The sequence below is a fragment of the Paenibacillus sp. FSL A5-0031 genome (assembly GCF_001956295.1).
Lineage (GTDB): Bacteria > Bacillota > Bacilli > Paenibacillales > Paenibacillaceae > Pristimantibacillus.
This window is the reverse complement of sequence record NZ_MRTD01000001.1, coordinates 295,339-307,856: the sequence shown is the minus strand read 5'-3', so window position 1 is coordinate 307,856 and position 12,518 is coordinate 295,339. Positions and strand designations below refer to the sequence as shown.

Below are 12,518 nucleotides of genomic sequence, written 5' to 3'. Positions count from 1 at the left end.
ATGCTCTGATCCATGCCTTTTTGTTGGGAAATTAACTTGGACTATTAGTTGCTTGTGAATAAAGATACAGCGCGTTGAAGCTGCAAACGAATTGAAACGGGATTGTAGGGAATCCATTCATCATGGCTGAGCAGATGTACATTACCATGCTGTACGGCAGGAAGCTGACTCCAATAATTAGATTTGAATATTACATCTGAATGAGCAGTTGATCCTTTCGCATCAGGAAAAACAATAACTAATATTCGATCCCCAGCATATTGTGCAAGCTCCGATATCTTAATCGGAATGGAATGAAATTTATCGCCAAGCTTCTCCATATCCTCTTTAATCCGTGCAGGAGGCTGTAATCCGAGCGATTGATAAATCACACATCCGACATTGCGCGCTCCATAAACGAGCAAATGTTCAGGCTTAATGACGAGAATCGTTATTATTTCTTGCTCGGCTCTGCTTTGCTGAACCAAGGAACGCGCGTGCTGTTCCTCTCTCTGATACTCTGTTAGCCACTGCTCTGCTCGATCTCTTCTCTGTATAACTTGAGCGATAAGACGAAGATGCTCTTTCCAGCCTAGTTCCATCCACGATATTTCCACAATAGGCGCAACTGCCCGTAATTGTTCTGCATTCAGCCCATACTCATCCAAATGCTGATTTGCCGCAATAATCAGCTCAATGTTGTTTTCGAGCAATAACGATTTCACTTGTTCTGCCGAACAGTCAGCGTTTATAAACAACATGGTTTGAGGCGATTGAAGTCCGGACGTATTCAAATATTCACTGCTGTCTGAGATGATTACCGCCGGCTCCAAACCAAGTAAGAGCAAATGGCTCGCATAAGGTGTCAGCAATACAGCCACTCTCTGGAAAGTGCCTCGGTTGTAAACCGAAGGTGCTGCCCCTGTTTCCTGTTTAAAACGTCGGCTGAGATAAAATTCATCCTTGTAGCCAACCTTAAGAGCAATTTCCCTTAGCGTGCCCGAACCGCTAATCAATAGCTCCTTGGCACGATGCACACGAAGGCGCGATAAGTAATCGCTAGGCGAAAACCCGGTTAACTGTTTAAAGAGAATGGAGTAGTGAGACCGACTTACACCTGCAATTTCTGCTAATTGCTCACGCGTTATTTTTTCACTAAAGTGGCTCTCTAAATAAGCAATGCTGCGTTCCATAGATGGTTTTTCGCTTGAAGCAAACTTAGCCTCTTGCCCCTCCAGCAATTGGAGAATAATTTGATGAAACACAATTTGATTTTGTACATGGCGGATTTCATTTCCTGGCAATCGGTGAATATATAGCTCCTCTACAGATGCTGCAATTGCAGGTTCATTTGGAAAAAAATGAACGCTTGAATTTGATGCTGCCTCACTCTTTCTCATCATTGTACCTGTTGACTGAGAATTCGCCTGCTCACGGGTATTTATAGCAAGCTTGTACATATGAAGAGGATGCATCATATTTGCACTCAGTACTGCATCTGTGTTCGCTGGTACAAGGATAACGCTGCCTTCCATCAGCTCATAGAGCTGATCCTTGATCCGAAGGCTGCCTTTGCCGCTAACAATTGCAATCAGCACCGTTAAGCTCTCGTTTATTTCATACATTGGGCGATTCGTCGTACTATAAATCGAATCAATACTATCAGCCGTATATAATGGAAAGTGGGATTCTGCCCACTCCGAGTCAACATTTTTTTTCACAAATAAAGCCTCCAATAGTAAAAGTGAACACTTGCAGCGTATTCAGACCATACAAATGTGATGATACTGAAAGTCCTGATTTTATTGTACAACCATTAGGATAATATCATTTACACTACGGTTTGGAAACTAGATGCTCTTAATTATAAACGCAAAATAACCTCCATTCGTATGGAGGTTTTTGGCTGCAAAAGCACACACTTCAATGACGGCTTTCTAATCACACTTTATGATGCTAATATGAATAATGAAATCAATCATAGTAAGTACATGCTTACATGTACTATAGCATACAAAAAAATATTGTAAGGTGGAACGAAACGAAATGGACAAGCAGCCCGAGTTATGTAATGTAGATGATGCCCTCAGTATTTTAGTAGGCAAATGGAAGCCCCTCATTTTGTTGCATCTTATGCATTCGGGCACCAACAGATTCAGTGAGTTGAAACGAAATCTACCAGGAATAACGCAGAAAATGTTAACCCAACAGCTGCGTGAGCTCGAAGAAGAGGACATCATCTCTCGAAAAGTATATGCTCAAGTACCGCCAAAAGTAGAATATTCCATAACGGAATACGGCAAGAGCATAGAACCTGTTCTCGATATTATGCACGAATGGGGCACTAAGCACACCTTGTATAAAATGCAAAAAAAGAATCAAACTAGCCTTTAAGTAAAAAAGATGAACTCTGCAGTTCATCTTTTTACTCTATGGCACAGCGCGACTGCAACGTTTTCAAGCAGCTGTCTTAAAAATCGTACTTTTCTTCTTTCTGTTCACGAATCTTGGTAAATGTGTCGGTCAATACAACGGTATCCTCCACCAAACGCTCAATTCGAAAAATAACATCGTCATTCGCAATTTCTTTCCTCTGAAAGTCCTTCTCTTCAATAAACACATAGGTTTGCACGATCTGAGCTTTCATATAAGCTAAAATTGGCTTCAATTGTTGTTCTGCAATTAAATAGTGCTTGGATGACCCAGCTGTAACAAGCATACTCACAATTTTATCGCGAAAAGCATTAACGGGCAGCAAATCAAAAATATTTTTTAAAGTAGCTGGAATGGAAGCTTGAAAGACGGGTGTCCCAATAATAACGGCATCTGCATCCATAATGGTTTTCGTAACGTAGCCCGTATCACCTTCATATTCCAAGTAATTACGACCATCGCTGAATTGAATCGTATAATCGGCCAAATCAATTAACGTCACTTCCGCATCAGGGTATTGCTTTTTGACCGATTCCAAAGTGTAATTCATTGCTGTTCTTGTTTTTGAGCCCACGATTGATCCCGACAAACCAACGATTTTCATAATGAATCCCTCCTATTATTTCGCTGCTGTATATTTTTTTATTGCGGGTAAAATAACAGTGCCAATGGTTTCAATCATCTCCATGATTTTTTCAAATGATACTCCGCCAAATTCGATTTGAGCGAGAAAACGCTGGTGACCAAATAGCTCATATTGATATAGTATTTTTTCAATAATTTCTTGAGGACTTCCGACCATCAAAGCATTGCGGGTATCGGCACCTTGAGCAAAATGCTGCTTCGGAAAACCGCGTCCGTTAGAAAATTCCATACCTTTGTTAACATGAGGGTAAGCTTCCTTCATCGCTTGCTGTGAGGTTTCCGCTACATAAAACAAGCTAGTGGTTGCAACTGGCAGCGTTGCTGGGTCAAAACCACTTTGTTCAGCAGCTCTTCGGTAGGCGTCAACTGATAATTTAAAGCTTGATGACGGACCCGCTAATGTCGCCAGCATCATTGGCACCCCTGCCATTCCAGCTTTTATCGCACTAGCTGGCGATCCGCCTACTGCACGCCATATCGGTAAAGAGCCGTTTAACGGCCGCGGCAATATTTTCGCATCGTTAAGAGGAGCGCGAAATTGTCCATTCCAAGTAACAGTCTCCTGATTATTGATTACATTTAGCAGCTCGAATTTCTCTTCATACAGCTCTTCATAATCACGAAGATCATACCCAAGCAATTGAAACAATCCGATTCGTGATGCCCTGCCAGCCACGATTTCTGCTCGTCCATTCGATATCAAATCGATCGTCGCAAAGTCTTCATAAACACGAACGGGATCGGAAGTGCTTATAATCGATGCTGAGCTTGATATTTTAATTTTATCTGTTGCCTGAGCGATAGCGCTAAGAATAACTGCGTGGGCTTGGGATACAAAGTATTCCTGATGACTTTCACCAACGCTGAACACATCAAGACCTGCTTGTTCAGATAATTTGGCCGCTTCAATGATTTCTTTAATGCGCTGCTGTGCAGAGATCCGCTCACCCGTATGCGGGTTGGGCAAATGATCCCCTAGAGAGTAAAGCCCAAATTCTATTCCTTTGCTTTGATCAATACGATATTTTTCCACTCTATATCAACCTCTCTCTTATTTAATTTAAGTTAATTACTTTTTGTTATAAACCTATTATTACTCTTTTAAATAGGTAATGGAAGTACGTACTTTCGAGGAACAGGGTATCTAAAAGTATACTATTGTGATATTTACACCTTTTTTAGATTTGAAATATTTGAAATGATAGCTCTATTGAGTCATCCGATATTATCCTTCATGACGTTATAATAAATGAGATTTTATTATTACAGGAACGGGGTAACGTTTTATGAGCAATATGCCAGTTGAAAAATTAAACACATCTGAACCCGGGATGAAAAAACGTGCGTCAACAGGAATAAGCCAAGCCATTCATCAGTCTGTGTGGAGATGGCATTTTTACGCAGGCATTATTTTTGCACCCTTCTTGATTGTTTTAGCATTCAGCGGTTCCGTTTATTTATTCAAACCGCAAATCGAGGGATATTTGTACAAAGATATGCTTACTGTTCGTGAAGTTGGAACAACCAAGATGCCGCCTGAAGGAATTATTGAGAAAACAACAAAAGCTTATCCAGGTACTATAGTATCGTCGATTACGCTCGACGATGATCCTAAATCAAGCTACAAAATGTCGGTAAGCCGGAATGGAACCTCCACAACGATGTACGTGGATCCTTACACTGGTAATGTACTTGGCATGATGAACAGTGACAAAACATTTTCCGCTTTTTTCAAAAAAATGCACAGCGAGCTAGTTATAGGAGGTACCTTTGCCAACCGGCTTGTAGAGCTTGCAGCATGCTGGGCGATCATCATGATATTGACCGGTTTATTCCTTTGGTGGCCACGCAATAAATCTGCCATATGGGGAACTATTCTTCCAAGGCTCAGTAAACCCGGAAGCCGTATTTTCTGGAGAGATTTGCATGCGGTTCCTGCATTTTGGATATCCCTCGTTTTGTTAGTCATTATAGCTGGAGGACTGCCATGGTCTGGGATTATGGGTGGACAAATCGATAAGCTGGCTAATTCAACAAACACGAATACGCCACCCTTTGCTTCCATCTTCGGCGCAAAACCTGAATCCGTTACGGTCGCCAAAGATATTGCCGAGGATTTGCCTTGGGCAGCAGAAAGTTTACCCGTTCCTGCTTCTGTACTAGGGGGTTATGTACCTTTAAGCATAAATGAAATGGAAGCTATTGCTGAACAGCGTCATGTTCTGAAACCCTACACGATTACAATCCCTATGGGAGAGAGCGGTGTTTTTACTGTATCCACATCACATCCCACACCGGGTAAGGATGCAACGCTTCACATCGATCAATATAGCGGAGCAGTGCTGACAGATGTACGCTTTGCAGATTATGGAATGATGGCCAAAGCGATTTCATATGGCATCGCTTTTCATGAAGGCACCCTATTTGGCTTAGCCAATCAGCTGCTTGGATTAATTGCCTGTATGGGACTTATCCTGGTAGCCATAAGCTCTTATGTCATGTGGCGCAAGCGTAAGCCTGAAGGCAAACTTGGCGCTCCAGCCAAACCAAAGAGCAGAAAAATAACGATTGGCGTACTGATCATCATGTTGGCTTGCGGCGCTTTAATGCTCTTAGTTGGCTTATCGATTCTTGTAGTTCTTATCCTCGATTTATTCATCCTCCGCAGAATAAAGTCGCTACGGCACTGGTTCTCGGTCTAAGCTTAAGGAGAATGTACTTATGAATGTAACCATCCGCCGTTTGTATAAGTCGGCATTGCCGCTTCTTCTTGTCGTATTGTTATGTAGCTGCACTGCCAAATCTGCTGAAGTTGACGAGAGCGGTCTACCGCCTCATCTAACTGTTAATCTTCTTTTGCCTGAGAACCTCGAAATTGAAAAACCAAACCATTTCTCTGTAGAAGTCCTTAAGAGCGGTAAGCCGATGATAAACGCAGATCAAGCACAATTCATCATCTGGCAGGAAGACGACCAGTCTTCCGCCGTGACCATACAAGCAGAACAATTGTCGCCTGGCGTATATAGTGTCACGCATTCAATTGCCAAGGAAGGCCTTTATGTTGTCCAATCTCGCATTCATTTTGCAAACGATCAGGTTATGCCGGCCAAGCGCTTTGCGATTGGCAAGGACGCGATTGAAAAGCTAGCAATGCTGGAGAGCGCACAACATTCTGGTGAACCTGCACCTGTGGAGAGCGGACATCATCATTAAAGAATAGATGCAACAAATCCCCCGCCTAAACAGGTCGGGGGATTTGTTTTGTGTATGAGGGAATAATTAAAATCCGTTAAGGCTGCCCGTTAATCCAAACCACTCTGCGAATGCATCCTGAAGTCCTCTCGCGCCTAATTGCTCCCGAATCTGTACAGAAGAGCCTTCAAGCTCAATATGACCGCCTCTTAACAGAGCAATTCGGTCTGCAAGAGCCTCTGCCACATGAAGCTGATGGGTTGAAAAAATAACTGTTTGGCCATTCGCTGCGATTTCTTTCACCATACGTACGAAGGTTTCAATCCAGTAAGGATCGAGACCATTTGTAGGCTCATCCATCAATACAATGGGCGGCTTGGCCAATAAAGCCTGTGCAAACAATACACGTTGTCGCATTCCTTTCGAGAAGGAGGATACTGATTTTTTCCCAGTATCCGCAAGGCCTACCTCCTCCAGCACTTCCTGTACTCTTAGTTTTGATACCCCTCGCAGCGATGCCCAAAACGCAAGTGTTTCACAAGCTGTTAAACCAGTACCAAACCGAAAATCATCCGGCATGTAACCTATAAGCTCAGCATAACGCTTGCGATCATCTTTCCAGCGCAAGCCTTGAACAGCAATAATACCGCTGTCAGGCTGTGATATACCTGCGATCATCCTTAAAATCGTACTTTTGCCTGCGCCATTTCCTCCGCACAAAGCCAAAACTTGACCTCGTTCCACGTTCAAATCAAGCGCATTAATGACGACTTGTTTCTTTATTGATTTCTTGACGCCTTCAAGCTTCACTAAAGGATCAGGCACGTGATCGCCTCCTCTCCCAAATGAACTGTGCAGATGTGATCACGCATCCTATCCATAGAACAGCTGTAAAAGCGAAACCTATACTCCCCGCAGGCTGCTTGATCCATTTGATCCATTCATAATATTCCGGACCTAATATGGCTCCCCCGCCAAGCTTCACTACTGTAAAAAGCCTGGAAAGCTCTGCCGGATTAACAAAAGTGAGTACAGTAACTGCTGGCTTAATAACGGGATATGGCATGAAGCCAAGGACGGAAATAAGCAATGGCGGCCAGCCGATAATAGCAAAAAACCAAATGGCTACACCAATCGTTAAAGCTTGCCAGCGATTTTTCGCGAGTGTACCTATGAGCAGAGCAATGGCAAGAAAAAACAAAGCAATGCTGGCGGAAAAGGATAGCAGCTGCACATATGTCTGCAATCCAAAGCCTGATCCAGCGGCTAAACCAAGAAGACCCGCAGCGCCAAAACCTACAAACACGATAACTAGCAGCACAACTGCAAGCCCTAAGTATTTTCCGAGCATAAATGACCAGGTGCTGATAGGATAAGTCGATAATAACTCCCAGCTTCCGTCCTCCTTCTCTGCGGTCAAAGAAAACGAGCCGAGCAGCAAGGACATCAATGGCAATAAATATAAGACTAGATTAAGCGTTGTTCCGGTAATGCCAGAATAGCCCTGAACATAGCCTTGCGCGTTAATTAAGAGCAGGCAGAGCATAAATAATGCAAAAAGACCCATAAAAGAATAGGCCCACGGATTGCGAAACCCTAACTTCAATTCCCTTATTGAAATATAAAGCGTCTGAATCACGACGGGTTACCTTCCGTCTCATGGCCCATGTCCATCTCATCTTTGCTTCCATCGGAATGCATGCTTTCATTGTGCTTCTCCATGTCTTCCATATTCATCATTTCCCGGTTAACTTCCCATTTATGATGAGCAAGCTCATCCGAGCTAAGGAGCTGTCCCATACCTTGCTCATCGATGTAAGCTTGCGCAGACGCTTTATCCTCAAAGGCAATAACTCCATAAGCCATCGGGGTAATATACTCAGCATCGTAAGCATAATAAGCTTTCTCATATTTAACCCAATCTCCGCTATTATGATCTCTAACAAACTCTGCACCTAATGTTTCGGTTCCGTTCTCAACTTTCCACTTATTCATACATCCGATGTCATCAAATTTTAAAGACTGACCGTCCGTCGTGATGATTTGGGTTGCGTAAGGATCATCCTTTACCGCCATATTGCAGATGACGCATTTATCCGTTTCTTCGTTAATTGCTTGCGGCTTGTATTCCATGGCTCCACAAGCGCTTGCCAGCATCAAAATAACAAGTAAAAAAAGTGCTGCACCTAATCGTCCCGTTTTCATCTTTTTCTTACCCCCATATAAATGATAAAAAACACCAAAATCAAAAGTCCAGCGCCAACTAATGCAGAATGCAGCAGCGTCTGGGTCGGTAATATAGCATTCAGTTCCCCATTTGGCCGCATCAACGGAGAAAAATCTGTTGACCAGAGCTGTCTATCCGACTGATAGAGATCTTCGAGAAAGATCATTCCTGGCGACTGAAAAAACAATTGAAAACCTGGCTTCGCTTTAATAAGACTTTGAAAAAAAGGATTTAATGCATAGGCTATTTCGCTTCTGCCATCGCCATCCGTATCAATGCCTTGGAAGGAATCCCAGTAGTTACCGTCTAGCGCATTGCCAATACTATTTTTTGCCTCTGCGCTTGCCACATTACCTACAAACTGATTTTTAGTGATCACATTATTTTCAGCATCAAGCAGCTGTATCCCAATAAAATTACCGATAACATCATTGTCTTCTATTTTGTTTTGCGTGGATTGTTCTACATAAAGCCCGACGCGGTTTCCCTCGACATGATTGCCTATGATTGATGTATCATGTGCGTCAAACAATAAAATACCTTGGGAATTAACATTTTCACTTTGTTTATTGAATCGGTTTCCAGAAACCTCGACATCGCGAACAGCCATAATCATTGCTCCAGTAATGTTCAGATTGCCGTAATTATTGCGAATGACCGTCCCTTTTGTATACATGCAATGCACACCATAGCGCAGCAGCTCAAAATGATTATTTTCGATTACATTATCATCGCTGTTCTCCATATAAATACCATCGTGCATAGAAGAAATCGTATTTCCATTGAAGTTATTTCCATTCGATTCATACAGATCTATTCCATTTCCTTTGTCAGATAGTTTCAATGGACGATTCTGAGCTACGCCAACCCAATCAATTCTTGTGTTTCGAACTTCACCGTTATTTGCTTTCCTCATCTTGATACCAAAGGAGCCGGTGTGTATTTGCAAGCCATCCAGTAAAACGCCATTCGCTTGCACTAAAATGGTAGGGTCTCTCTTAATCGTCTCATCCAAAATGTTAATTCCAGTGATCGAAACGTTATTAGCCTTTATTTGTATGGCTGATTTTTCAGATGTATTTTTAATCGTAACCTCTGCGCCAGACTCTGCTGCCAGTTGTAACGGTTTATCAATAATTATGGGCCCTTCATATGTTCCTGAAGAAAGCAGCAGAATATCGCCTACCTGGGCCTCATTAATCAACATCTGCAAAGATTTCGCCGTTGCTTCAGCCTTTACACTGCTTGTCCCAATCAAAATTGTCAGCATTGCCACAATTAAACCAAACATTAATTTCTGTAATGCTGCTCTCATTGCACCTCTACCTGCTTCTTTTTCGTCACATGGATATCGTCGGTATACAGATGCATGTACACCTCGTATGTACCCGGCTCTCGAAATGTGTACGTGCCGCTAAATACATTTTGTCCTTTCTTTTTTGCCTCAATAAACACAGGTTCCTCTTTCACGCGGACTTCAAATGTCATCCCTGAGGAATCGGTAAGCTCAGCTCCCGTGAAATCTGCCATAAGTTCTATCGGCGAGCCTGATACTGGCTTGTCAGGATCTGTCCTCAAGTCCACCTCAATGGCTGCAGGGTCGTTTGTCACTGGAGCCGAAGCAGAGCAAGCTGCTAAGCAAACTAGAATGAAACACAATAACCCCGCTGCTATAATTATTTTTCGCAATGGTTCACCTACTCTCCTAAAAGTACTTCTCTTATTTTAACAACGTATACTTTTAACCAAATGACTCGAAAGAGTCATCTATAGTGGATAATCATCTGTTCACAAAACAAAAAAAAGCTGCATCAAAAGTAAGTAGTTCTACTTTTGAAACAGCCTCTACACAAGGTCACAGCATCATTGGTCAAGCAAACAATTCTTTTAATCCTTTTGCAATTTCGTTCATACAATCTTCCGCTTGCGGATATAGCCCTATTTTGTCCATAAAAGCATGGTCTACACCGTTGTATCTGATCATCTTCGTCTTGACACCTGATCTGATTAATTTTCTAGCATAAGCCTCGCCTTCCAATCTCAGATAATCATATTCCGCTTCAATAATAAGTGTTGCTGGCAAACCGCTCAAATCGTCTGCTAACAACGGTGATACATAAGGATCGGTTACTTTAGTATTTCCATCCAAATAAATGTGCTCAAGCCCCGTAGAACTGCCTAATGCTCGTATGATTCCCTGAATAAGTTCGTGGTTATGTTTAACGGTATACTCTTCCATATTCCATTCAAAATCATCGGCAGCAACGCCGCTCATGCTAACCGTAGGGTAGAGCAGCGCCTGATATTTAATCATACCGGTTCCTAAATCCCTATCCATCAGAGAGCACACGGCTGACAAATTCCCGCCTGCACTGTCGCCTGCCACTCCGATTTGTTCCGGGTTGACATTAATTTCAGCTGCATGCTCATATACCCATTTGACCGCATCAAAACAATCGGTAAGTCCGGCAGGATAAGGATTCTCCGGCGCTAAGCGGTAGTCCACGTTCACCACAACGGCCCCTGCTTTTTCTGCCAAACACTTGCACGGGTTTTCAACACTATCTACAGAACCTCCGATAAAGCCTCCACCATGGAAAAACACAATTGCTGGCATAGGCCCGCTCTTTTGCGGCGAATAGATACGGATTGGAATCGGACCGTCTTTGCCATCAATCGTTTTATGTTCCGTTTCTATTTCGGTAACGGTAACATCTACGTTTGGCCATCCCATCATAGCTCTGATTTGACCGATGTTGTCTGCAGCGAGTGAACCAAAATCCATCTTAGGTCCGGAAGCCATCGCCTTCAGCATATCCAAAGTAACATTCATCACCCTTGGGTCCAAATCCCCTTCTACATCGGAATCCGGAATTTTTTTAATGACAATATCAAGCCCTTTATGCTTATTGACCTCAACTCGTTCTTTCATCAAAGAAACTAATTTTTTGTACTCTTCATCTATAACCATGATTTGTTCAGCTCCCTTTTCTTGTTTACACATCTGTTTAATTTTATCAACCAGATCATTCAGACGTTCGTTCCACACGTAAAAATGTAAGCGTTATCAAAACTTAATTGAGTCTGATTGCAAAATTTAAATATTCCGCTTGTCAACTATTCCTCCTTCAACAAACGTGATTGGATAAGAGCTCTTATGTATGTATAATAATAGGCAAAGTCGACGCAAACAATGTAATTGTTCCTGTATACGGAATTATAAAATTAAAATATAAACCGGAAAATGGGGTTTCAACTCGTGCCGAATACAAATCCTCAGACGCTCTCTTCTGTTAAAAACGCACTACGATTATTAAAATTGTTTACTGAGAAAACACCTGATAAAAGATTAACGGAGCTCGCCAAAGAATTAGGACTAGGTAAAAGCACTACCAGCCGCCTGCTGTCCACCTTGCTTAGCGAAGGTTTTGTTTTTCAAGATCCAGTTTCTCATAAATATAGACTTGGCCAACGCATCGTATCGTTATATCATGTTATGGTTATGTCCTTTGAGGATTTAGCTGAAGCAGCAAGCCCCTTCATTGAGCGTCTGGCGCAAGAAACCTCCGAAGCACTCCGAATAGCTGTATTGGAGGAAAATGAAGTAGCTTATATTTATCAAAGGGAGGGTTCAAGTAAAGAAGACATAGGTTCTTTCGTGGGAGATAGAAATCCGCTTCATTGCACGAGTTCCGGAAAAATGCTTTTAGCCTTTCAAAATGAGCTAAGTATGAACAAAATGTTGAACCAACCACTTAGCAAGTTTACTTCAAAAACAATTACCGACCCCTCCCTGTTGAAAGAGGAACTGAAACGTATTCGGAAACAGGATTATTGCGTCGTAATTGGAGAATTCAACGAAAACTTAGTTTCCATTTCATCTCCAATTCGAGACTCGAACGGTCAGGTTATTTCCGCACTTACTTTAATTAGCTCCATACATCGTATGGATGAAAATCGAATCATTTCCTATACGAATAAAGTCTTAAAAACGGCTAAAGAAATTTCACGGCAGTTTGGTTATTTGAAATAAACACAGATC

Annotated in this window: 13 protein-coding genes; 4 read left to right on the top strand and 9 right to left on the bottom strand. The window is 42.3% G+C overall.

What is annotated here, in order from left to right; translation table 11 throughout:
* Positions 1–44 precede the first annotated feature (44 nt).
* Complete coding sequence (locus BK120_RS01225; RefSeq protein ID WP_076265648.1) at positions 45–1,700, bottom strand: helix-turn-helix domain-containing protein; 1,656 nt, start codon at positions 1,698–1,700, stop codon at positions 45–47.
* A gap of 325 nt (positions 1,701–2,025) precedes the next feature.
* Between BK120_RS01225 and BK120_RS01220 the strand changes: the two genes are divergently transcribed.
* Positions 2,026–2,373 carry a winged helix-turn-helix transcriptional regulator gene (locus BK120_RS01220; RefSeq protein WP_076265647.1) on the top strand — a complete coding sequence of 116 codons (348 nt, stop codon included), beginning with the start codon at positions 2,026–2,028 and terminating at the stop codon, positions 2,371–2,373.
* A gap of 76 nt (positions 2,374–2,449) precedes the next feature.
* Here the strand turns inward: BK120_RS01220 and BK120_RS01215 are convergent, their stop codons facing one another.
* Complete coding sequence (locus tag BK120_RS01215) at positions 2,450–3,016, bottom strand: NADPH-dependent FMN reductase (RefSeq protein WP_076265646.1); 567 nt, start codon at positions 3,014–3,016, stop codon at positions 2,450–2,452.
* 15 nt (positions 3,017–3,031) lie between these two features.
* Positions 3,032–4,090 carry an LLM class flavin-dependent oxidoreductase gene (locus tag BK120_RS01210; protein ID WP_076265645.1) on the bottom strand — a complete coding sequence of 353 codons (1,059 nt, stop codon included), beginning with the start codon at positions 4,088–4,090 and terminating at the stop codon, positions 3,032–3,034.
* 253 nt (positions 4,091–4,343) lie between these two features.
* Between BK120_RS01210 and BK120_RS01205 the strand changes: the two genes are divergently transcribed.
* Entirely contained in the window at positions 4,344–5,759 is a 1,416-nt protein-coding gene (locus tag BK120_RS01205) for a PepSY-associated TM helix domain-containing protein (protein ID WP_083681471.1), read from the top strand.
* 19 nt (positions 5,760–5,778) lie between these two features.
* The gene (locus tag BK120_RS01200) at positions 5,779–6,270 is read left to right on the top strand and encodes a FixH family protein (protein WP_076265644.1); all 492 of its coding nucleotides are present in this window, start codon (positions 5,779–5,781) and stop codon (positions 6,268–6,270) included.
* 66 nt (positions 6,271–6,336) lie between these two features.
* On the opposite strand, the gene BK120_RS01195 is transcribed toward BK120_RS01200, so the two are convergent.
* From BK120_RS01195 to BK120_RS01170, 6 genes are all read right to left on the bottom strand, one after another.
* The gene (locus BK120_RS01195) at positions 6,337–7,074 is read right to left on the bottom strand and encodes an ABC transporter ATP-binding protein (protein ID WP_076265643.1); all 738 of its coding nucleotides are present in this window, start codon (positions 7,072–7,074) and stop codon (positions 6,337–6,339) included.
* Positions 7,067–7,888 carry an ABC transporter permease gene (locus BK120_RS01190; protein WP_076265642.1) on the bottom strand — a complete coding sequence of 274 codons (822 nt, stop codon included), beginning with the start codon at positions 7,886–7,888 and terminating at the stop codon, positions 7,067–7,069. Before BK120_RS01190 ends, BK120_RS01195 begins: the two co-directional genes overlap by 8 nt.
* Positions 7,885–8,454: a nitrous oxide reductase accessory protein NosL gene (locus tag BK120_RS01185; RefSeq protein ID WP_076265641.1), complete on the bottom strand. Its 570-nt coding sequence runs from the start codon at positions 8,452–8,454 to the stop codon at positions 7,885–7,887. Before BK120_RS01185 ends, BK120_RS01190 begins: the two co-directional genes overlap by 4 nt.
* Positions 8,451–9,791 carry a right-handed parallel beta-helix repeat-containing protein gene (locus tag BK120_RS01180; RefSeq protein ID WP_076265640.1) on the bottom strand — a complete coding sequence of 447 codons (1,341 nt, stop codon included), beginning with the start codon at positions 9,789–9,791 and terminating at the stop codon, positions 8,451–8,453. The genes BK120_RS01185 and BK120_RS01180 overlap by 4 nt, the downstream gene beginning before the upstream one ends.
* Positions 9,788–10,165, bottom strand: coding sequence for a hypothetical protein (locus tag BK120_RS01175; protein WP_076265639.1), 378 nt, complete (start codon positions 10,163–10,165; stop codon positions 9,788–9,790). Before BK120_RS01175 ends, BK120_RS01180 begins: the two co-directional genes overlap by 4 nt.
* A gap of 181 nt (positions 10,166–10,346) precedes the next feature.
* Complete coding sequence (locus tag BK120_RS01170) at positions 10,347–11,447, bottom strand: alpha/beta hydrolase (RefSeq protein ID WP_179089717.1); 1,101 nt, start codon at positions 11,445–11,447, stop codon at positions 10,347–10,349.
* Positions 11,448–11,735: 288 nt separating this feature from the next.
* Between BK120_RS01170 and BK120_RS01165 the strand changes: the two genes are divergently transcribed.
* Positions 11,736–12,509 carry an IclR family transcriptional regulator gene (locus BK120_RS01165; RefSeq protein ID WP_179089716.1) on the top strand — a complete coding sequence of 258 codons (774 nt, stop codon included), beginning with the start codon at positions 11,736–11,738 and terminating at the stop codon, positions 12,507–12,509.
* The last annotated feature ends 9 nt before the right edge of the window (positions 12,510–12,518 follow it).